This window comes from Xanthomonas sp. BRIP62415 (assembly GCF_003993515.1).
GTDB classification, from domain to species: Bacteria; Pseudomonadota; Gammaproteobacteria; order Xanthomonadales; family Xanthomonadaceae; genus Xanthomonas; species Xanthomonas euroxanthea.
Window position 1 is genome coordinate 262,750 of record NZ_QEZH01000028.1, and the last position, 21,264, is coordinate 284,013.

At 66.9% G+C, this 21,264-nt stretch carries 14 protein-coding genes; 8 read left to right on the top strand and 6 right to left on the bottom strand.

Annotated features, from left to right (window positions below; translation table 11 throughout):
• Positions 1-9 precede the first annotated feature (9 nt).
• Positions 10-1,134 (top strand): acyl-CoA desaturase, encoded by a 1,125-nt coding sequence (locus EO141_RS13840; protein ID WP_127169477.1) that lies wholly within the window; start codon positions 10-12, stop codon positions 1,132-1,134.
• Positions 1,135-1,380: 246 nt separating this feature from the next.
• On the opposite strand, the gene EO141_RS13845 is transcribed toward EO141_RS13840, so the two are convergent.
• On the bottom strand, positions 1,381-2,940 hold the full coding sequence (locus tag EO141_RS13845; protein ID WP_127169478.1) for an EAL domain-containing protein: 1,560 nt from the start codon (positions 2,938-2,940) through the stop codon (positions 1,381-1,383).
• A gap of 383 nt (positions 2,941-3,323) precedes the next feature.
• Between EO141_RS13845 and EO141_RS13850 the strand changes: the two genes are divergently transcribed.
• Positions 3,324-3,500, top strand: a complete 177-nt coding sequence (locus EO141_RS13850) for a hypothetical protein (protein WP_010374782.1) — start codon at positions 3,324-3,326, stop codon at positions 3,498-3,500.
• A 630-nt stretch (positions 3,501-4,130) separates the two neighbouring features.
• Here EO141_RS13850 and EO141_RS13855 read toward each other — a convergent pair.
• From EO141_RS13855 to EO141_RS13865, 3 genes are all read right to left on the bottom strand, one after another.
• Entirely contained in the window at positions 4,131-4,640 is a 510-nt protein-coding gene (locus tag EO141_RS13855) for a lipocalin family protein (RefSeq protein WP_161960161.1), read from the bottom strand.
• Between the two features lie 273 nt (positions 4,641-4,913).
• Positions 4,914-6,434, bottom strand: coding sequence for a YifB family Mg chelatase-like AAA ATPase (locus EO141_RS13860; protein WP_127169479.1), 1,521 nt, complete (start codon positions 6,432-6,434; stop codon positions 4,914-4,916).
• 15 nt (positions 6,435-6,449) lie between these two features.
• Entirely contained in the window at positions 6,450-6,728 is a 279-nt protein-coding gene (locus tag EO141_RS13865) for an accessory factor UbiK family protein (RefSeq protein ID WP_016904462.1), read from the bottom strand.
• Positions 6,729-6,919: 191 nt separating this feature from the next.
• Here EO141_RS13865 and EO141_RS13870 point away from each other — a divergent pair, with 191 nt between their 5' ends.
• Both EO141_RS13870 and EO141_RS13875 read left to right on the top strand, forming a co-directional pair.
• On the top strand, positions 6,920-7,258 hold the full coding sequence (locus EO141_RS13870) for a P-II family nitrogen regulator (RefSeq protein ID WP_016904463.1): 339 nt from the start codon (positions 6,920-6,922) through the stop codon (positions 7,256-7,258).
• A 469-nt stretch (positions 7,259-7,727) separates the two neighbouring features.
• Positions 7,728-9,707 carry a beta-N-acetylglucosaminidase domain-containing protein gene (locus EO141_RS13875; protein ID WP_127169480.1) on the top strand — a complete coding sequence of 660 codons (1,980 nt, stop codon included), beginning with the start codon at positions 7,728-7,730 and terminating at the stop codon, positions 9,705-9,707.
• Positions 9,708-9,865: 158 nt separating this feature from the next.
• Here the strand turns inward: EO141_RS13875 and EO141_RS13880 are convergent, their stop codons facing one another.
• Positions 9,866-10,522: an RIO1 family regulatory kinase/ATPase gene (locus EO141_RS13880; protein ID WP_164739214.1), complete on the bottom strand. Its 657-nt coding sequence runs from the start codon at positions 10,520-10,522 to the stop codon at positions 9,866-9,868.
• A gap of 633 nt (positions 10,523-11,155) precedes the next feature.
• On the opposite strand from EO141_RS13880, the gene EO141_RS13885 reads away from it, so the two are divergent.
• The gene (locus tag EO141_RS13885) at positions 11,156-11,767 is read left to right on the top strand and encodes a PH domain-containing protein (protein WP_104584958.1); all 612 of its coding nucleotides are present in this window, start codon (positions 11,156-11,158) and stop codon (positions 11,765-11,767) included.
• 166 nt (positions 11,768-11,933) lie between these two features.
• Here EO141_RS13885 and speE read toward each other — a convergent pair whose 3' ends face one another.
• Positions 11,934-12,791: a polyamine aminopropyltransferase gene (gene speE / locus EO141_RS13890; RefSeq protein WP_024939717.1), complete on the bottom strand. Its 858-nt coding sequence runs from the start codon at positions 12,789-12,791 to the stop codon at positions 11,934-11,936.
• Positions 12,792-13,025: 234 nt separating this feature from the next.
• Between speE and speA the strand changes: the two genes are divergently transcribed.
• The 3 genes from speA (at position 13,026) to EO141_RS13905 (ending at position 21,115) form a co-directional block, all read left to right on the top strand.
• Complete coding sequence (speA, locus tag EO141_RS13895) at positions 13,026-14,912, top strand: arginine decarboxylase (RefSeq protein WP_127169481.1); 1,887 nt, start codon at positions 13,026-13,028, stop codon at positions 14,910-14,912.
• Between the two features lie 892 nt (positions 14,913-15,804).
• A complete protein-coding gene (locus tag EO141_RS13900) occupies positions 15,805-19,788 on the top strand; it encodes a non-ribosomal peptide synthetase (RefSeq protein WP_127169482.1) in 3,984 nt (1,327 codons plus the stop codon).
• A complete protein-coding gene (locus EO141_RS13905) occupies positions 19,781-21,115 on the top strand; it encodes a glycosyltransferase (RefSeq protein WP_127169483.1) in 1,335 nt (444 codons plus the stop codon). The genes EO141_RS13900 and EO141_RS13905 overlap by 8 nt, the downstream gene beginning before the upstream one ends.
• The last annotated feature ends 149 nt before the right edge of the window (positions 21,116-21,264 follow it).

Genomic DNA, 21,264 nt, shown 5'->3' on the forward strand with positions numbered 1-21,264 from the left:
GGAATCCTCATGAGCCGAGTCCACAACCGCGCCCTGTCCGCTGCCGAACTGCAGTCCTTCGGCGACGAACTCGACGCCATCCGCGCCCGCGTGCAGGCCCAGGTCGGTGCCGCCGATGCGCGTTACATCCGCCGCATCGTGGCCGCGGTGCGCTGGACCGGCGTGGCCGGACGCGCGCTGCTGTTCCTGGGCGCGTTCGTGCACAGCGTGCTGATCCCGGCGTGGATCGCCGGTGTGGTGCTGCTGACGCTGTCCAAGATCCTGGAGAACATGGAGCTGGGCCACAACGTCATGCACGGCCAGTACGACTGGATGGGCGACCCGCAACTCAACGGCAACACCTATGAGTGGGACATCGTTGCCACCGGCGACAACTGGCGCAAGACGCACAACTTCAAGCACCACACCTACACCAATGTGCGCGGCATGGACGACGACATCGGCTACGGGCTGCTGCGCATCTTCCCCGAGCAGCGCTGGCGCCCGTTCTACCTGCTGCAGCCGTTCATTGCGGTGGTGTTCGCGTTGTTGTTCGAATGGGGCGTGGCGATCCAGGACCTGCGCCTGGGCCGCTGGTTCGCCGGCAAGATGAAGGCGGCCGAGTTGCGCGCCTCGTTCCTGCCGGTCGGCCGCAAGATCGGCCGCCAGATGCTCAAGGACTACATCGCGTTCCCGGCGCTGGCCGGCCCGTTCTTCCTGACCGTGCTGCTGGGCAACCTGGCCGCCAACGTGCTGCGCAGCATCTGGACCTTCGTGATCATCTTCTGCGGTCACTTCACCGCCGATGCGGAAGTGTTCCCGAAGGAGTCGATCCGCAACGAGTCGCGCGGTCACTGGTACCTGCGTCAGCTGCGGGGGTCTTCGAACCTCACCGGCGGCAAGCTGATGAACGTGCTGTCGGGCAATCTGAGCCACCAGATCGAGCACCACTTCTACCCGGACCTGCCGGCCAACCGTTACGCGCAGATTGCGGTCGAGGTGAAGCAGATCTGTGCGCGCTACGGCCAGCACTACAACACCGGCTCGCTGCCGCGTCAGTTCGGCCAGGTGATGTGGCGGATCGTGCGGCATGCGTTCCCGAGCCGGCCCCGGCCGGTACGTCGCCAACGCGAAGGTGCCCTGCAAGGCGCCTGATCGAAAGGGCCGCCACTGGCGGCCCTTTTTCTTGTCGGGCCAGTCAGTCCGGCCTGGCGGCCGCACGAGCGTGCGCCTGGTCGGCGTGCAACCTCGTTGCCTTCGGCACAGGCGAACCGTCTTGGCCGCGATTCGAGCAGGCCGTGTGTGCATCCCGCTGATTGCCGCGCCTGGATCGCCGTGCCCGGTTGGTCGACGACTCGCCGTCACGGCTCCACGTCGGTGTTGACGCCGTAGCTGCGCTGGTCAGTGCGTGCCGCCGCGCATCAGCGCGTGGTAGGCGATGAAGCCGGTGGCCGGCAGCGCGCGTGAGAACAGCCAGCCCTGCGCCAGGTCCACGCCGTGCGCGCGCAGATAGTCCAGCTGCTCCTGCCGTTCCACGCCTTCGGCGATGGTGCGCAGCTGCAGCGTCTTGGCCATGTCGATGATGTGCGAGGTCACCGCGCTGGTGGCCGAGTGGGTGCCGATGGTGTCCACGAAGGACTTGTCGATCTTCAGCGCATCCAGCGGCAAGCCTTGCAGGTACTGCAGGCTCGAATAACCGGTGCCGAAGTCGTCGATCGACACCGTGTGGCCGGCACCGCGCAGGTGGGTGATGGTGGTGCGCGCCGCTTCGATGTCCATCAGGCTGCGTTCGGTCGCCTCCACCCACAACTGTCCGCTGTCCACGTTGGTGCCATGCAGCGCCCGGGCCAGCACGGTCTGCACGCGGCCGCTCTTGATGTCGTCGGCGGAGACATTGATGGCCACGTGCAGGGAAGGGTCGGTCGCCAGGGTCGGGCCGAGGTCGCGGATGACTTCGGCCACCACCAGATCGGTAATCGGCAGGATCAGGCCGCTCTCTTCGGCCAGCGGGATGAAGGCATCGGGCGGGATCAACACGCCATCGGGTTGCTGCCAGCGCACCAGCGCCTCGGCACCGACGCAGGCGCCGGTGTCGAGCGCGATGATCGGCTGGTAGTGCACCACGAACTCGTTGCGCTGCACGGCGATTTCCAGCCGCGCCAGCGGCGACAACCGCCGCCGCGAGACCCAGATCACCAGGCTGACCAACAGCAGCGCCAGCGCGATGCCGACCGGTACCACCTGCAGCCGTGCAGCAGCCAGCGGCCCGCGCAGATAGGCCACCGGCTCGGTGACGACCGCGGCCCAGTCGCCGCGGCGGTCGCGGCCGGACAATGCCTGGGCGTCCGGCCCGGTGCCGGATGCAGCGGTCGGCAGCGCGATCAGCAGCTGCTCGGCGGCGGTGCCGGTGCTGCTCAGTATCTGGCCGTCCGGCGTGCCAATCGCCAATTGCAGGCCGGGCGGCAGATTGATGTCGGTCAGCGTGGTCGGATTGATCAGCACGTTGTAGTCCCGCAACTGCAAGGCCATCAGCGGGTGGTGCGGATTGGCCAGCGGGCGCAACCGCGTGGTGACCGCGATGCCGCGCTTGACCACGAAGTCGGCAGCGGTGTGCGCCACGACCTCCGGTGATGGGCCCCACGAGGTGCAGCGCAGCCGGCCCTGCTGGAGGTAGCCCAGTTCGACGATGTAATGACTGGCCAGCACCAGCGCGCGCATCTGCGCCAGATGCGGTTGGGAACACGGCTGCAGCGGCGATGTGCCCATGCTCAAGAGCGCACCATGTGCCTCGTCAAAGGCGGTTTCGGTGCGCCGGATCGACAATGCCGCGAGTTGCGCGAGCTTGCCTTCCTCGCGGTCCAGTGCCAGCCGCCATGCCAGGTAGTAGGACAGGCTGATCGGAAGCGTTGCGCACAGCAGCACCAGCAACACGGTCACACTGATGATGCGTTGACGCTTCACCTCACCACCCACATCTGCGGGGAGGCGTGCTCACGCACGACAGCCCGCGCAGGGCAGCGCTGACATGCATCGCCCCACGAACGGCGCGGCGTAGTTGCGCCGCACGTGGGCATGCCGCGGCAAGACGGTGGAGAGAGTGACGGTGGACTGATGAGGCTGCACGTCGCGAATGTACGACAGACGCGTGGGTTGCGCGCGTCCGCGGGGCGAAGCGGATGTGATTTTCTGCAAATGATGGTGCCGGGTGCCGTGGCAATCGGCCTCGTCAATGGATTCACGCGCCTGCACCAGACGGCGCGCTAGGGTCGGGTCGTCTGTGCTCCCGCGTGGGAGCCGCGGCGCCATCCGGCTCCGTGCAAGGCACTCTCCCTGGAGGAATCACCATGACAACGCAGAAAGAACGCGTCGGCGGCACCGATGCAGTGCCGATCTTCAAGATGCAGGAAACCACCCGCGATGGCGAGCTGACCAAGTACGTGGTCGGCGACACCGGTGTTGCCTTCGACAGCCTGGAAGGCGCGCAGGCTGCGGCCAAGGATCTGGGCACGCTCAACGGTTGAGTTGGGCTGCAGTCCGGTCTGCGCAGTCGTTCAATGCCGGAGCGTCGGAGGCGCGGATAGGTCCGAGGGCGCGTGCCCTCACCGCTTGCAGGACAGGTCGTCCATCCTTACGGGTCCTTGGTGGCATCCATGCCGCCAGGGGCTCCGTAACCGGCCGGGCTACCGCACCGGTAAATCGGTCGGCCGCGTTCCTGTCAGCCTGTCAGTCGGCGTGTGGTGGGCAGACGAGACGTTTGTAGGTTGCGTCTTGAGGAGTTGTCCGCTGTCTGGCTTGCGATGGAACGCCGGCCGCACACACCATGCCCTGGACACCCCAAGCCCCGCCCTGCTTGCACCAGGCACAGCGACCATCCTGATTGGTCCTTGTTCGCCTACCGCTGCGGGGCCTTGTGCGGCATGGACGTCGCAGAAGAGCCTCCGGGAACGGAGTCACGGCGTGTCCCGCGAGGGTGGGCAGGCGCGAGGGTGGGTAGGCAAGAGCCCTGCAACCAGGCCGCAGATCAGCCGCTCTTGATCCAGCTCCGCAGTCGATCTATCGGTGCGACCCAATCCCCTGCGGACCAGCATTCGCTGGCCGAGGACGCGCGTTCTGGCCACCGGGCAGACTGTGATGGCAGCTGTGCGCAGCACTCAGGGAAGTGGCTGCTCGGTCAGTCGCCCGGTGTGCGGGGTGTGGATCAACGGGGCCAGGTCGAAGCCCTGCTCGCGCGCATGCGCCAGATAGGCCTGGGTGATGTTTTCGTCCAGCTGCGGCAGCCTTGCCAGCAGCCACAGGTACTTGCGGTCGGGACCGCCGACCAGCGCGGCGGTGTAGTCCGCATCGATGCGCATCACCCAGTAATCGCCTTTGGTGAACGGAATCCAGCGCAGGCCTTCGGGCAGGAAGGTGACTTCCAGCCGCGCGTTGCTGTCGTCGATGGCGCGCGCCTCGCCCACTGCCTCTTCCAGCTCGCCTTCGGCGGTCAGGCAGCGGTTCTGCACCCGCACCGTGCCATCGTCCTGCAGCGAGTAGTGCGCCGATACATCGGTGCAATCGGCATCCTCGAAGCGAATCGGTAGCCGTGCGATCTCGTACCAGGTGCCCAGATAGCGATTCAGATCCAGGGACGGGACGGTGACTAGGTCGGGATGTCGGCTCATGGCGGCCTCTGCGCAGTGGTGTGGCGGACGTTGTACGTGCATTGCCATGAAATGGATGTTGCGACGCCGGAGAGAGCGGGTGGACGTATGGGGCCAATGCCGTGCCGCCAGAGAAGGGCGCGCGCATGCTCATTGCAGGCGCACAGGCAGCGAGCGATGGTGCGATGAAGCGGTCGACCGTCCTGCGTTGCTGGAGTGCTTAGCGTCCTAACCAACGGCGTGGAATGGGGGTGCGCGGGCGGGCGGTCGCCTCGACGCCCCCGGGTCGGCGCACTACGCCGCGCTCGCCGTGTCCACCGCACGATCCAGTTTGCGGTAGCCGATGGCCTCGGTCAGATGCCGGGTGGCAATGGCTGCACTGTCGTCGAGATCGGCGATGGTGCGAGCCACGCGCAGGATGCGATGCATCGAGCGCGCGGAGAGCTGCAGGTGTTCGATGGCGCGTTCCAGCAGCACCTGATCGTCGCCTTGCAGGTGGCAATGATGATCGGTCTGTGCCTGATCCAGTTGTGCGTTGGGTGTGCCGGCACGCGCGAGTTGCCGTTCGCGTGCGGCGACCACGCGTGTACGCACGCTGGCGCTGTCTTCGCCGGGATTGCCGCTGCGCAAGGCATGCGGTGGCAGTCGCGGCACGTCGACATGCAGATCGATCCGGTCCAGCAACGGACCGGAGATGCGGCTGCGGTAGCGGCGGATGCTGTCGCTGCTGCAGCGGCACCGCCCGCTGCCGTCGCCGGCCCATCCGCACGGACATGGGTTCATGGCAGCAACCAGCTGGAACCGCGCCGGGAAATCCACGCTGCGCGCTGCGCGCGAAATCGTCACCAGCCCCGATTCCAGGGGCTCGCGCAACACTTCCAGCGTCTGCCGCTGCCACTCCGGGAGCTCGTCCAGAAACAGCACGCCGTGATGGGCCAGCGAGATCTCGCCGGGACGCGGATGGGTGCCACCACCGACCAACGCGACCGCGCTGGCGGTGTGGTGCGGGGCCCGGTAAGGCCGCTGCCGCCAGCGCGCAAGATCCAGCCCGCGGCCGCTGACCGAGGTGATGGCAGCGGTTTCCAGTGCCTCGGCCTCGCTGGATTCGGGCAACAGGCCGGGCAGACGCGAGGCGAGCAGGGTCTTGCCGCAGCCGGGGCTGCCGACCAGCAGCAGATGATGGCCGCCGGCGGCGGCGATCTCCAGCGCGCGACGCGCATGCGGCTGGCCGCGCACATCGGCCATGTCGGGCAGGGCACGCGCGCCGAGCGCCGGCACCGCCACCTCGGCGGCCGGCGCCCGTTGGCTGCCGTTGAGCGCGGCGCAGACTTCCAGCAGCGTGCGCGCGGTGAAGGCTTCGACGTGCCCGGCGATGGCCGCTTCGGCGCCGTTGGCCAGCGGCACGATCAGCCGTCTGCCGGCCTGCGCGGCAGCCAGGGCGGCCGGCAGTACGCCATCGACGCCACGTAATTCGCCGGTCAGCGCGAGCTCGCCGAGAAACTCGTAATCGGCCAGGGTTTGGCGATCGATCTGGCCGCTGGCGGCCAGGATGCCGAGGGCGATCGGCAGGTCGAAGCGGCCGCCTTCCTTCGGCAAGTCGGCCGGGGCCAGGTTGATGGTGATGCGCCGGGCGGGAAATTCGAACTGCGCACACAGCAGCGCCGCACGCACGCGTTCGCGCGATTCGCGTACCGCAGCCTCGGGCAGGCCCACGATCTGGGTGGAGGGAAGCCCGCCGGACAAGTGCACTTCCACCCGAACCTCAGGTGCATGCACCCCCACGCGGGCACGGCTGTGCACCAGCGCCAGACTCATGGTGGAAGGTCCTGGTCAGGGAGCGGCAGGCGGCGCTGTGGGCGTCGTCGCAGGCGCGCGGGCTTCCAGCGCGGCCACGGCCTGCTCCAGCGCGTCGAGTTTTTCGCGCGTGCGCAGCAGCACCGCGCGCTGCACGTCGAACTCTTCGCGGGTGACCAGGTCCAGCTTGCCCAGGCCGGCCTGCAGCGCGCCCTTGAAGGTGCTCTGCAGTTCTTCGCGCGATTGGCGCAGGCCCGGCGGCACCAGGTCGCTGAGGCGGCGGGCGAGGTCGTCGAGCTGGTTGAAATCTATCATGGGTGTTCTCCGCAGGTCCGTAGGAAGCCTAGTGCAGGCCGGGACACGCGGAACATCGGCAAGGCAGTCGGCAGGCGGTAAGGATAGTCCCATTCGGCTGTCGGCCGCGGTGACGGCGGTACGCCATGGGGTGAGTGTTATGGCCGTCCACGGTATGCTGCGCGCCCCGTCATGCCCTTGGTACTGCACCGATGAAAATGATCATGGCCATCGTCAAACCGTTCAAGCTCGACGATGTGCGCGAAGCGCTCGCCGGCTGCGGGGTGGCGGGCATCACGGTGACCGAGGTCAAGGGGTTCGGGCGCCAGAAGGGGCACACCGAGCTGTATCGCGGCGCCGAGTACGTGGTCGATTTCCTGCCCAAGGTGAAGATCGAAGTGGCGGTGACCGACGACCAGGCCGAGCGCGTGGTCGAGGCCATCGTGACCGCGGCCGGGACCGGCAAGATCGGCGACGGCAAGGTGTTCGTCTACGACCTGGGCAGCGTGGTGCGGATCCGCACCGGCGAGCTGGATAGCGACGCGCTGTAAGCGCGCCGGCGGGCAGCGACGTCGGCGACGGTGCGCCTGGAGCCTGGGCAACCGCCCGCTTGCCGGAACACCACACCGCGCCAGTCGGCGACCGACGATCGGCTGAGTGCGGCGACGCAGTGCCATGGCGTGCGCAGTGCATCGCCGGTCACTGCGTCCTCCAGGGTGGCACGCGGCCGTCGACGGCTGAGGTGGGCACGCAATGCTGAGCCGGGGTCGCCCTCGACGCAGTCGCGCGGGCGCTCCTCAAGCTAGGCTGCTATAAGCCGCCAGCCAGCGTTCTCATACCATTTCAATACCGAAGACCGGATCCGGCACCACAGGCCAGCCTCGGCATCCGCCTGAGGCGCTTCACCCTGCTTGCCGTTCCCAAATCGAGCCAGGACGCCAAAAGGCCGCGCCTGCTTGTCGCCACGCGAGGACTTGCCTACTCTAGGGCCTAATACCATTTCAATACCGGAGTTCGGGGATGAAGCGACGCGCTGGAACGTCGGGCTTGCGCCCGCTCTCGCTGTGGCTGGCAGCAGGCCTGGCAGCGGCGGCAGTCCCCGCACTGGCGCAGCCGGTCACCCAGCCGGCGATCTTCCCCACGCCGGTCGCGATCACGCTGGACGGCGGCACGGTCACGCTGGGTCGGTCGGTGGTGCTGGTGGTGGCACCGGGCGCAGATCCGGAGGCGGTCGCGTTGGTGCGCCGCATCCTCGGCACGGCCGGCGTCACCAAGATCGCCACTGCGGAGCGTCTGCCGGCCACGCTCGACCGCCCGCATATCGTGCTCGGCACCGGTGAGGCGGCAGTGGTGCGCGATGCGCTGACGCGCAGCAAGGCGGTGCAGGACACCCACACGGAGGGCTATACGCTGGCCAGCGTGGCGCTCGGCACCGGCAGCCTGATCACGCTGGCCGGCCACGACAACGATGGCCTGTTCCATGCGGCGCAGACGCTGCGCCAGCTGGTCGAGCGCCCGGCCATTGCGGCCCTGGCGATCCAGGATCACCCGGCGATGCCGATCCGCGGCACCATCGAAGGCTTCTACGGCGCGCCATGGTCGATGGCCGACCGCAGCAAGCACATCGAATTTCTCGCCCGCAGCAAGGCCAATACCTTCATCTACAGCCCCAAGGACGACCCGTATGCGCGCGACCGCTGGCGCGAGGCGTATCCGGCCGCGACGCTGAAGGCGCTCGGCAAGCTGGCGGCCACCGCCAAGCGCAATCACGTCGACTTCGTCTATGCGATCTCGCCGGGGCCGACGGTGTGCTTCTCCGATCCGGCCGATGCCAAGGCACTGCTGCGCAAGTTCGATGCCTTCCGCGCGCTGGGCGTGCGTAGCTTCTACGTGGCGCTGGACGATATCGAATACACCAAGTGGAACTGCGAGCGCGACAAGACCACCTTCGGCGCGTCCGGCGCGCAGGCGGCCGGCATCGCGCAGTCGTATCTGCTCAATCTGGTGCAGGCCGACCTGGTGGCCCGCCACGATGCGTCTTCGGAACTGATCATGGTGCCGACTGAGTATTACGACGCCAAGGAAAGCCCGTACAAGGAAGCGCTGCGCAAGCACCTGGACCCGAAGATCGTGGTGCAGTGGACCGGCACCGACGTGGTGCCGCCGGCCATTTCCATTCCCGATGCACGCGCGGCCACCAAGGCGTTCGGCCGCAAGACGCTGCTGTGGGACAACTACCCGGTCAACGATTTCGAAACCTCGGCCGGGCGCCTGCTGATGGCGCCGTATGCGCGGCGCGAAGCCGGCCTGTCGGCGGAGTTGTCCGGCATCGTCTCCAACCCGATGAATCAGGAAGTGCCCAGCCGGGTCGCGGTGATGGGGCTGACCGCGTTCGCATGGAACGACACCGGCTACGATGCCCAGCGCACCTGGCACGCGGCCGCGCGCGACTTGGCCGGTGGCGACGCGCAGGTGACCGCCGCGCTGCTGACCTTCTTCGATACCCAGCATCTGGCGCCAACCTTCGGCAGCCAGCCGTGGCAGGAACAGGCGCCGCGCCTGAAGGCCGTGCTCGACCATGTACGCGAGACGATTGCGCTCGGCGATGCGGCGGCGCGCAGCCAGGCCATCGCCGAACTGGCGCGTACGGCGGATGCGTTCGCGGCTGCGCCGCAGATCATCCGTGCGGGCGTGGCCGACAAGGGCTTTGCGGAACAGTCGCGTCCCTGGCTGGAGGCGATGGACGGCTGGGGCCGCGCGCTGCAGCAGACCGCCGCCGGGCTGGATGCCGCCAATCGTGGTGACGCGCAGGCGTCCGTTGCGTTTGCCGATGCCAAGCGGATCGCGGCCGAAGCCGCAGCAATCGTCTCGATTCCCGGCGCCACGCGCTTCGGGGGCCCGGTCAAGATTGCCGATGGGGTGCTGGACCGCTTCGTCGCCGACGCGCCGCGCCTGATCGCCTCCAAGGCGCCCGACGGGTCGGCGGCGGTGGAGCACTGATGGTGCTGTTGGCGGCTGAGAGCCGCTGACACAGCGACTGTGCTCACCGGCAGGCGGGTGCAGCCGCTGCCAGGTGCGGCGTGGACCACTCGTACACGCCGGTTCCCCGCGCGGTCCGCACCTCTCTGACGGATGCTCGTCAGGCGGCTCCGAACTGTTTACGCGCCGCGCTTGAGGCGGCGATAGAGCCGCTTCCAGCCGCCGCGAAGGGTGCCCACCCAGCGCGGTTCGGCGCTGCGTGCGGCCTCGTCGGCGGTCGGCGCGATCCCGGCCAGGCGCTGGCGCATCTTCTGGAAATTGGCCACGTCGCTGCGCTGCAGCTGGCGTGCCAGCGTGCCGCGCCGCAACCAGCGCGGGAAGCGCCAGGCCGAGGTGAAATCGATCAACACCGGCACCCCGGCACTGACCACCACGTTGGTGCCGTGCAGATCGTTATGGGTGATGCCGAACGCATGCAGGCGACGCAGTGCCTGCTGCAATTGTTGAAAGACTTCCTGGCCGACCACCGCACTGGCACTGAGGGTGTCGCCGGGGATGAACTCCATGCCCAGCGCCAGACCACCCAACGTGCCGAGCAGGGCCGGCGCATGCCGCCAACCGTGCAGGCGGGCCAGCATCTTCGCCTCGTGGCGCACCATCAGCCGCGCGACCGGCGCCAGCAGCGTGCGGCGGTAGCGGCTGTAGTCCTTGACCACCGCCAGCTGTCCATCCAGATGCGTGCGATAGACGTTGGGCTCGAGCAGCCGGGTGCCCTGCTTGAGCAACACCGGCGTGACGATTTGCAGGCTGGAGGTGTCCAGCGGCTGGTAATGCATGGCAAGTCTCCGGACCTTGTCGGCGCGGAGGAATCACGCGTCTGGCAGGTTCACGATGATCGCGAGGGATCGGTCCGGTGAATTTTAGAACTTGGAAGTATGGTAATTACATTTGTTTAACAAATGAAATGTTCCGGGAGTGGAACGGTCTGAAGAATCAACAGCTTGCCGCGTCATCTATGACTCATCCTGTCGCTATCCGGGCGCGCGCTGCATGCAGCAGGTGACTTGGCCCGCAGGGCGTGCCGTGGCCGTCGGCATGGCGGGCTCCAACGTCGGTGACAGCTCTGGGTGCGGGCTGCGGTGTGGTTATCGGCACGCAGGTCAGTCTGAGCGTGCCCTACACGAACGACCGTATGCCGACGACTACGACGACGATGAAGACATCACGATCAATCGTACCGAGGTGTTGAGCTTCGGCGCCGGAGTCCGTTTTCGCGCCGGCGATAAAACCAGCGTGGTGCCCACAGCAAGGCGATGGCGACATCCGCCTTGTTGCGGTTGGGGTTGTCTGAAGCACTCAGCGATCCGGCGCCGTGCATTGCTGGCCGGATTTCTGATCGGCACCACGAAGGCATGGATGTGGTGTCATACAGGACACGCTGCGGCGCAGGCGATCACGACGAGGAAGGTATGGAGGTCTTTACGCAATTCCTGGCCGACGAGCAGGACCCGGTGGCCGTGGGCAAGATCCTGCCCAAGGTGAACGAGTTGCTGACGCGGGACGAGCAGGTCGAGTACATCGCGGTGCAGAAGAAAATGGTGGTGAACCTGTCGCCGGCCGCGGTGGTGCTGACCACTCGCAGATTCATCGTGGTGCACCCCACGCTGTTCGGGATGACGTTTCGCGATGTCCCCTGGCGCGAGGTGCTCGACGTGCACATGAGCGAGCAGATGCTGGGAGCGACGATCATGTGCCGCACCACGCAGGGCGGCTACCTGTCCATCGACAGCCTGCCCAAGAAACAGGCCCGGCGGGTCTACGCCTATGCGCAGCAGGTGGAAGAATCGGCCTACGAAAAGCGCCAGCAACTGGAGTTCGACAAGTTGCGCGCCTCGGCCGGTGGCGTGGTGGTGCATGCACCCGGCGCGCAGGGCGGCATGCCGTCTGCATCGCCGAGCACGGCAGCCGCCGCGGACGATCCGATACAGGTGCTGAGCAAGCTCAGGCAGTTGCTGGATGCGGGGCTGGTCACCCAGGAGGAGTTCGACGCCAAGAAAACCGAGGTGCTGGCGCGGTTGTAGGCGCTCGGCACGGTACCTGGCCGTGGCCACGGCCAGGACCGACAAACGACTGCGCCGATCGCCAGGCGGGCGCGGCCGCGGCCCGGAACCGGCAGGAACCACGCCTACCGTGGTTCCTGCTGCGCCGCGCGTACCTGCCGGCAGCGCGACGGGCTGACAGTTACGCTTACTCGCCCAGCGCCTTGGCCACGAACGGCGGTGCGACCAGCACGCCGGTATGCAGGTGCGCGGTGTAGTACAGCGTCTCGAAGCCCTTGGCCTGTGCGGCGTCCTGGCGGAAGGCGAAATCGGCGTTGGCCTGCTTGCTGGCCATGGTCACGCTCCACCAGCCGGTGGGGTAGCACGGCTGCGGGAACGGCAGCGTCTTGAACGACTGGAAGCCGGCCTTGCCCATTTCGGTGCGCATTTCCTTGATCAGCTCCAGCAGCGCTAGCGGCGACTCGGACTGCTGCACAAGGATGCCGTCGTCCTTCAGTGCCTTGAAGCAGCTCTCGTAGAAGGCCTTGTTGAACAGGCCTTCGGCCGGGCCGACCGGATCGGTGGAGTCGACGATCACGATGTCCACGCTGCCGGCCGGGCAGTTGGCCATGTAGGCCACGCCGTCGTCGAACAACAGCTCGGCGCGCGCGTCGTGGTTGGAGTCGCACAGCTCGGGGAAATACTTCTCCGACATGCGGGTGACCTGCTCGTCGATATCGCACTGGGTGGCGCTTTCCACGCCCGGGTGCTTGAGCACCTCGCGCAGCGTGCCGCAGTCGCCGCCGCCGATGATCACCACGCGCTTGGGCGCGGCGTGGGTGAACAGCGCCGGGTGGCTGATCATCTCGTGGTAGAAGAAATTGTCGCGGCTGGTCAGCATCACCGCGCCGTCGATCAGCATCAGCTTGCCCCAGTCGGTGGTCTGGTAGATCTCGATCTTCTGGAACGGGGACTGCACCTCGTCCAGCTTGCCGCTGATGCGGAAGCCGATGGCCGAGCCGGTCGGCTGGAAGTGTTCGATGTACCAGTTGTCGTTGGCGCTCATGCAAAGTCCTTAAAGATGGGGGCTGTTGCTTCTCCCGCCGGGAGAAGGTGGCGCGAAGCGCCGGATGAGGGGCGGGCGCCGCCGCGCGCAAGCAAGCTGCTGGCGGCCGTCCCGACCCCCTGCCAACCCCGCTCCGACCAGGAGCAGGGCGTGAAGTCGGCGCGGATTGTAACGGACCCTGCGCGTGCCAGGCGTTACACTTCACGCCCTTTTTGCCCCAGCCGAGTCAGCGAAATGAGCGATTGGTCCCTCGACCAAGCCCGCAAGACCTATTCGATCCCGCATTGGGCCGACGGGTATTTCGACGTGAACGATGCCGGACATGTAGTGGTCACGCCGACCAGCGACGGTCCGTCGGTGTCGTTGCCCGAGGTGGTGGACGCCGCGCGCGCGGCCGGCGCCAAGCTGCCGCTGCTGGTGCGTTTCCCCGACATCCTGGGCCAGCGCCTGGGCAAGCTGCAGGCGGCGTTCGCGCAGGCGCAGTCCGAATGGGATTACGCCGGCGGCTACACCGCGGTGTACCCGATCAAGGTCAACCAGCATCGCGGCGTGGCCGGCACCCTGGCCAGCCACCACGGTGACGGCTTCGGCCTGGAAGCGGGCAGCAAGCCGGAGCTGATGGCGGTGCTGGCGCTGTCGCGTCCGGGCGGGCTGATCGTCTGCAACGGCTACAAGGACCGCGAATACATCCGCCTGGCGCTGATCGGCCGCAAGCTCGGCCTGCAGACCTTCATCGTCATCGAAAAGCCCTCCGAGCTGAAGCTGGTGCTGGAAGAGGCGCGCGCGCTGGACGTCAAGCCGGGCCTGGGCGTGCGCATGCGCCTGGCCTCGCTGGGCGCGGGCAAGTGGCAGAACAGCGGCGGCGACAAGGCCAAGTTCGGGCTGTCGCCGCGTCAGGTGCTGGACCTGTGGAAGATGCTGCGCGACACCGAGTACGCCGACAGCCTGAACCTGCTGCATTTCCACATGGGCTCGCAGATCTCCAACGTGCGCGACATCGCCAACGGCATGCGCGAGGCCACGCGCTACTTCGTGGAGTTGTCGCGCCTGGGCGCCAGGATCAGCCACGTGGACGTCGGCGGCGGTCTGGGTATCGATTACGAAGGTACGCGCTCGCGCAGCTATTGCTCGATCAACTACGGCCTGCATTCCTACGCCAGCAACATCGTGCAGCCGTTGGCCAGCGCCTGCGAAGAGCACGGCCTGGCCCCGCCGCGCATCGTCACCGAATGCGGCCGCGCCATGACCGCCCACCACGCGGTGCTGATCGCCAACGTGTCCGAAGTGGAGCAGGCGCCGGAAGGCCGTGTGCCCGACGCGCACGACGACGAACCGGCGGCGATCCGCCACCTGCGCGAGATCCACGACGAGCTCGATGTGCGCCCGGCGGTGGAACTGTTCCAGGAGGCGCAGCATTTCCACGCCGAAGGCTTGAGTGCGTATGCACTGGGCCAGATCGACCTGACCCACCGCGCGCGTATCGACGACCTGTTCTATGCGATCGCGCACGGCGTGCGTGCACGCCTGAGCTTCGACGAAAAGAGCCATCGCCCGGTGCTGGACGAACTCAACGAGCGGCTGGTGGACAAGTACTTCGTCAACTTCAGCGTGTTCGAGTCGATCCCGGATGTGTGGGCGATCGATCAGGTGTTTCCGATCGTGCCGATCGAGCGCCTGAACGAAGCACCGCAGCGGCGCGGCATCATTGCCGACATGACCTGCGATTCCGACGGCATGGTCAAGACCTACGTCGAGAACGAAAGCCTGGACAGCTCGATGCCGCTGCACACGTTGAACCCGGGGCAGAGCTATCGCATCGGCTTTTTCCTGGTGGGTGCCTACCAGGAAATCCTCGGCGACATCCATAACCTGTTCGGCGATACCGATGCGGTGGAAGTGGCCGTGGATGGCGATGGCTATCGCATCGCGCAGCAGCGTCGTGGCGATACCACCGATGTGATGCTGGACTACGTGGGGTATCAGCTGGACACGCTGCGTGCGACCTATGCCGAGCGCATTGCCGCCGCGCAGCTATCGCCCGAGCGCGCGCAGGAACTGAGCGACGCACTGGAAGCAGGGTTGACCGGTTACACCTATCTGTCCGACGAACCGTTGGGCTGATGCACTGCGCGCTGCGGCCGATGCCGTGGCGCGCCGTTTTGTTGTCACTCCGCGCGCCATGCATGGGATAGGTGGGCCGCAGCACAGCGATGCGGCCGGCATGTGACGTACCTCAGGTGTTGAACCGGCGCCATCGCCGGACGCCGTGGTTTCTGCGCGCCTTGGCGATGCCAGCGACGTACCACCCATTGACTGCCTGCGAGACCCCACGCCCTCTGCTCTAGCCAGGAGCTGGCCACGCATCCCACGGCTGTGCATGCGTGGCCGACGCGGCGTGGCAATGACGGTCAGATAACCCTCGCGTGACGCTGCGGTTGCAATCCGCATTCCAAAAAAGTGCGGTGCCCTGCGCAGTGGTTGTGCCCGCAGTGCACTGATGTCAATGCCGTTGCATGCAGTGGTCTTGGTGCGCGCGGTTCCGGGCTTGTTGCGAAACAGGCCAAATTCCCGGCAAAGAACGCCTTGGCCACGTTGCCGGGTGATGCATGGCAGTCTGGTCCGCAGCGCACAGCGTGTGGAAAACGCCATCTGTGGACGTATGCATCTGGAACACTAATTGAAATCACACTTCAGCACATGATTTTTGCAGACGACGCGGATTTCGTGATTTTTGCACGGTTTATCGCGTTGGCTAATTGTTAGTGTTTGTTTAACTTGTCGGGAAACAAGTGCTTTAAAGAAAGCCGGTGCACGTCGTTGTCTCGACGCTGCACGTCGCTTCGTGGTGCGTTCCCATTGTGCGTTTCCATCGTGTATCGCCGGCCTGCGCCGGCGGTCGTCGGTGTCTCTTACCTCACGTTTTCAAGGCCATGTGCTGATCCGGCGTCCCAGTGACCGCGTTGCGGGCATGGCGCACCGGGCGACTGCGCGCCATACAAGAAGGATGCACGCCATGCACGCTGACGCCTCTCCCGTGTTTCCCCTGACCAAAGCGCAACGCGGCCTGTGGGTCGCCAACAAGTTGCACACCGACAACACCTTGATGTTGTCCGAAGCCCTGGAAATGGTCGGCCCGCTCGATCCGCAGCTGCTGATCCGCGCCAGCATGCAGCTGACGCGCGAATTCGACACGCTGCGGCTCTGCATCGTCGAGCACGACGGCGTGCCGCACCAGGTGGTCCTGCCCGACTACACCGCCGCGATTCCGTACTTCGACGTCAGCGAAGATCCGTCCCCGCGCACTGCGGCCGAGCACTGGGTCGATGAAGAAATCCGCAAGCCGGAAGACCTGCAGAACGGGCCGTTATGGCATTGCGCAGTATTCCGCCTGGGCGAGGATCACCACATGTGGGTGCAATGCGTCAGTCATCTGGTGATGGATGGCTATTGCGCCTCGATCATGATGCAGCGCATGGCGGTGCTGTACAACGCCTACGCAGAAGGCATCGAGCTGGCGCCTGCGCAATACGGCAGCGCGCTGTCGCTGATCGAACTCGAGCAGCAGTATCGCGACTCCGATCGCTTTCAGCGCGACCGCAGCTACTGGATGCAGCAGCTGGCCGATCTGCCGCCGCCGGCAACCCTGGCACGTCCGGGCAGCCAGCTGTCGACCGGGCTGTTGCGTGGCACCGGGCAGTTCTCGCCGCAGCAGGTGGCGCGGCTGCGTGCGCTGGGCAAGGACCATGGCGCCAGCCTGCCGCAGATGCTGATTTCGCTGATCGCCGCCTATTACTACCGCTGCACCGGCACCGAGGATCTGGTGCTGGCCATGCCGGTGACCGGCCGCATCAATGCGCGTTACCGGCAGACCGCAGGCCTGGTGGCCAATGTGATTTCGCTGCGCCTGAAAATGGATCCGCAGCAGCCGGTGCATGCCCTGTTCGCGCAGGTGTCCTCGGTGGTCAGGCATGCGCTGCGCCACCAGCAATACCGCTTCGAGGATGTGCGCCGCGATCTGGGCATGTTCGGGATCGACCAGAAGTTCGCACGCCTGGCGGTGAACATCGAAGCCTTCGACTACGCACTGCGCTTTGGCCAGGCCCATGCGATGCCGCATAACCTCTCCAACGGCCCGGCCGATGATCTGACCATCTTCTGCTACGAGCGCGGCGACGGTGCCGCGTTGCGCTTCGATCTGGATGCCAATCCGGCGTTGTACGACAGCGACGAACTGGCCGACCATTGCCGCCGCCTGACCCATCTGGCCGATGCGGTATTGGCCGACCCGGAGTGCGCGCTGGGCCAGATCGATGTGCTGGGCGATGCGGAACGCCACCGCCTGTTGCACACCTGGAACGCCACCGCCGCAGCGTTGCCGGAACCGGCCACGTTGCTTCACGGCATGCTGCAGCGCGCCGAGCTGATGCCGGCAGCGGTGGTGGTGGAATACGACAACCGCACCCTGGATTACGCCACGCTGTGCGAACTGGCCTCGCGCATCGCCGCGCAATGGGTGGCCGATGGCGTCCGCCCCGGCGATGTGGTCGCCATCGCGTTGCCGCGCAGCGAGCACCTGCTGGTGGCCCTGCTGGCGGTGATGTGGAGCGGGGCGGCGTATCTGCCGCTGGACCCGGAAAGCCCGGCCGCGCGCAACCGGCAGATGCTCAACGATTCCGGCGCCATCGCGCTGGTCTGCGAGCCGGCGTTGTGCGAGCGCTATCTGCTCGGTGGCATGGTCTGGCTGGATCCGCGCCCGGCCGTGTTGCCGGCGGCGATCGCGCCGCTGGCCACGCCGGACGGGACTGCCTACCTGCTGTACACCTCCGGTTCGACCGGCGCGCCCAAGGGTGTGGAAATCAGCCATCGCAATCTGTTCAATTTCCTGCATGCGATGGAGCATGAGCTGGCATTGCGCCCACGCGACCGCGTGATGGCAGTCACCACCATCACCTTCGATATCGCCGGGCTGGAGCTGTATCTGCCGTTGCTGGTGGGCGCGCGCGTGGTCATCGCACCGGCCGGCATCACCCATGATCCGCGCAGCCTGTCGCGGCTGATCGCGCACGCGCAGATCAGTGTGGTGCAGGCGACCCCATCGCTGTGGCGCATCCTGCTGGCCAACCAGGATCTGGCGCTGGACCGTATCCACGCCCTGGTCGGTGGTGAAGCCCTGGTGCCGGAACTGGCGACCCAGCTGCTGAGCCGGGTCGGGCGCCTGACCCAGTTGTACGGGCCGACCGAAACCACGATCTGGTCGACCATCATGCCGTTGCAGCTGACCGACGCCGCCGCTCCGCCGATCGGCCGGCCGCTGCTCAATACGCGTGTCTATGTGCTCGATGCACAGCGGCAACCGCTGCCGACCGGTGCGATCGGCGAGTTGTACATCGGCGGTGCGGGCGTGGCCAAGGGCTATCGCGGCAAGCGCCAGCTGACCAGCGAGCGGTTCGTGCGTGACCCGTTCGCCAACGACGGCAGCAACATGTACCGCACCGGCGACCGCGTGCGTCAGCGCCGCGACGGCATGCTGGAATTCATCGGCCGCGCCGACGCGCAACTGAAGATCCGCGGCCATCGCGTGGAGCCGGCCGAAATCGAAAACGCCTTGCTGCTGCATTCGCAGGTGGCGCAGGCGGTGGTGGTCGGTCATCGCGATGGCGACCACGATGCGCTGCAGTTGCTGGCGTATGTGGTGGGCAAGCAGGGCGCAACGCCATCGCCCGAGCTGTTGCGTGCGCATCTGCAGCAGCGCCTGCCGACGTCGATGATTCCCACCTTGTGGATGCCGTTGAAGGCATTGCCGCTGACACCCAATGGCAAGCTGGATCGCCGCGCCTTGCCGTCGCCGGGTGCGCTGCCGCAGCGCGCGCATGTGGCGCCGCGCGACGCGCTCGAACACCAGCTGGCGGCGATGCTGCAGGACGTGCTGGGGATCGAGGCGGTGGGTGTGGAAGACAACTTCTTCGAGCTCGGCGGCGACTCGCTGCGCGCGGCGGAAATGGCCGCACGCTTCCCGCAGGCGTTCGGTGTCGAACTGCCGTTGGGCAGCCTGTTCCATGCACCGACCATCGCCGGCCTGGCCGAGGTGATCAAGCGCAACGTGCAGACCCCGAACGACCCGCTCGGCGTGCTGTTGCCGCTGCGTGCCGGCACCCCGGGCACGACGCCGCTGTTCTGCATCCATCCGGTGGTCGGTCTGGGCTGGTCGTATCTCACCTTGCTCGGCCAGCTCGATCCGCAGTGGCCGGTATATGCCCTGCAGTCGCCGGGCTTGAGCGACCCGCAGCATCGCCCGGAAAGCATCGAGGCGATTGCACGCGACTATCTGGCGCGGCTGCGCACGGTGCAGCCGCAGGGGCCGTACCGGTTGATTGGCTGGTCGCTGGGCGGCTTGATCGCCCATGCCATCACCGCCGAACTGCATGCGCTGGGCGAAGAAGTCGAGCTGCTGGCGATGCTCGACAGCTACCCGCACCTGGAGCAGGCCGCGTCGCTGCCGGAATCGGAAAACGTGCGTGCATCGGTGCATGCGCTGGGCCTGCATCTGGCCCATGGCCAGCCGATGCCGACCACGGTTGCCGAACTGGCCAGCCTGCTGTGCGATCACTACGGGTTGAACGACCTGCCCGCGGTGCGCCAGCTGCTCGAACAACGTCCCACATTGCTGGACGACATGGGCGGCATGACCCAGCACCACCTGCAGCTGGCGCGGCGCCATCGCCCCAAGCCGCTGGACCAGGATGTGGTGTTCGTCGAAGCCAGCGTGCGCATGAGCTCCGGCGGCGACGATACGATGTGGGTGGATTACCGGCCGCAGGCCTGGCGTCCGTACGTGCGCAACCTGCACCTGCATGCGCTCGACAGCGACCACCATTCGATGCTGTCGCCCACGCATTCGGCCACGCTTAGTGCATTGCTGCACGCGGCCACTGCGAAAGCCGTACAACGTGATGGCCGCATCGCCACCGCCAGCGACGGGGTGGCCGAATATGCCTGAGTCTTCCTTCAACGCGGGACGCCGCCCGGTGCTGATCGCCACCCTGGGCACGCATGGCGATGTGCGCCCGATCATCGCGCTGGGGCGTGGCTTGCAGGAGCGCGGTTACCCGGTGCGGGTGCTGACCAGCGCCAACTTTGAATCGCTGATCCGTGCCAACGGGCTGGAGTTCTTCCCGCTCAGCGGCGACCACCAGAAGCTGTTGCAGGGCCATCCGGATGTCGCCGAGATGCGCGGTGGCTGGCGCGGCATCTGGGGCACCTTGCGCGCCCAGCTGCTGGAGTGGGCACGCGACTGGGCCGCGCAGGGTCGCGCGGCCTGTGCCGATGCCGGCCTGATTCTCGGCGTCGGCAGCGCGAGCCTGCTGGCGCACAGCCTGGGCCAGGCCTACGGGCTGCCGGTGGTGCTCACGCAATTGCAGCCGCTGACCGCCTCGCGCCACGTGCCGTTGATGGTGATGCCCACCGTGCGTCTGCCCGGGCTGGTGAGTGTGGCGCTGCATCATGCGGTGCGCTTTGCCGGCTGGCAGCTGATGCGTCCGGCGCTCAACGGCATCGTGCGCCCGGCATTGGGGTTGCCGGCGTATCCGTGGAGCGGTCCCGATCGCAGTGCGCAGCGCGTGGTGTATGGCTACAGCGAGCATCTGTGCCCACGTCCGCCGGACTGGCCGGATCGGGCCCAGGTCAGCGGTTTCTGGCAGTTGCCGCAGCCGCAGTGGCAGCCGCCGGCCGCGCTGGAGGCATTTTTGCAGGCGGGCCCGCCGCCGCTGTACATCGGTTTCGGCAGCATGATCAGCAGTGATGCGGCGCAGCTCACCGCCACCGTCAAGGCGGCGGTGCGTCTGACCGGTCAGCGCGCGCTGCTGGCCAGCGGCTGGGGCGGGCTGGCGGCCGGGGAAGAAGCGTCCGACGATGCCGGGCGCTTCTTCCAGCTGGAACAGGCACCGCACGATTGGCTGTTTCCACGGGTGTCGGTGGCGGTGCATCACGGTGGTGCCGGCACCACCGGTGCGGCGCTGGCTGCGGGGATTCCGTCGGTGGTGCTGCCGTTCGGCTACGACCAGCCGTTCTGGGCGCATTGCCTGGCCCAGCGCGGCGTCGCGCCGCCGGCGCTTGCACGGGCCGGATTGCAGCCGGAGACCCTGGCCGATGCCATCGGCCAGGCCAGCGCGCCGGGCATGCGCGCGGCGGCACGCGCGCTGGGCCAGCGCATCCGCGATGAGGACGGAATCGGCCGGGCAGTGGACCAACTGGAAGCATGGGGATTGCTGGAACCGACGGTGACGCTGGCGCAGGGAGCGCGCGTCGAGCAGCAGGCTGTCGCGTGATGGATGACGCCGTGGGGAAGCCACAGCATCGACAGCGGTTTGGCGGCGGCAATGCGGCTGGCGGTACCGAAGGTCTCCGGGTGCGGCACCGGTGGGGTGCTGGGCGTGTTGCTGTCGCCGCTAACTGGTCGACGGCAGCAGGCCTGCAC

Excerpts from the sequence above, each read along its gene's own strand:
- speE (WP_024939717.1), bottom strand. The coding sequence starts at position 12,791 with ATGAGCGCCAACGACAACTGGTACATCGAACACTTCCAGCCGACCGGC.
- EO141_RS13900 (WP_127169482.1), top strand. The coding sequence starts at position 15,805 with ATGCACGCTGACGCCTCTCCCGTGTTTCCCCTGACCAAAGCGCAACGC.
- EO141_RS13865 (WP_016904462.1), bottom strand. The coding sequence starts at position 6,728 with ATGATAGATTTCAACCAGCTCGACGACCTCGCCCGCCGCCTCAGCGAC.
- EO141_RS13880 (WP_164739214.1), bottom strand. The coding sequence starts at position 10,522 with ATGCATTACCAGCCGCTGGACACCTCCAGCCTGCAAATCGTCACGCCG.
- EO141_RS13885 (WP_104584958.1), top strand. The coding sequence starts at position 11,156 with ATGGAGGTCTTTACGCAATTCCTGGCCGACGAGCAGGACCCGGTGGCC.
- EO141_RS13860 (WP_127169479.1), bottom strand. The coding sequence starts at position 6,434 with ATGAGTCTGGCGCTGGTGCACAGCCGTGCCCGCGTGGGGGTGCATGCA.
- EO141_RS13855 (WP_161960161.1), bottom strand. The coding sequence starts at position 4,640 with ATGAGCCGACATCCCGACCTAGTCACCGTCCCGTCCCTGGATCTGAAT.
- EO141_RS13850 (WP_010374782.1), top strand. The coding sequence starts at position 3,324 with ATGACAACGCAGAAAGAACGCGTCGGCGGCACCGATGCAGTGCCGATC.
- speA (WP_127169481.1), top strand. The coding sequence starts at position 13,026 with ATGAGCGATTGGTCCCTCGACCAAGCCCGCAAGACCTATTCGATCCCG.
- EO141_RS13875 (WP_127169480.1), top strand. The coding sequence starts at position 7,728 with ATGAAGCGACGCGCTGGAACGTCGGGCTTGCGCCCGCTCTCGCTGTGG.
- EO141_RS13840 (WP_127169477.1), top strand. The coding sequence starts at position 10 with ATGAGCCGAGTCCACAACCGCGCCCTGTCCGCTGCCGAACTGCAGTCC.
- EO141_RS13870 (WP_016904463.1), top strand. The coding sequence starts at position 6,920 with ATGAAAATGATCATGGCCATCGTCAAACCGTTCAAGCTCGACGATGTG.
- EO141_RS13905 (WP_127169483.1), top strand. The coding sequence starts at position 19,781 with ATGCCTGAGTCTTCCTTCAACGCGGGACGCCGCCCGGTGCTGATCGCC.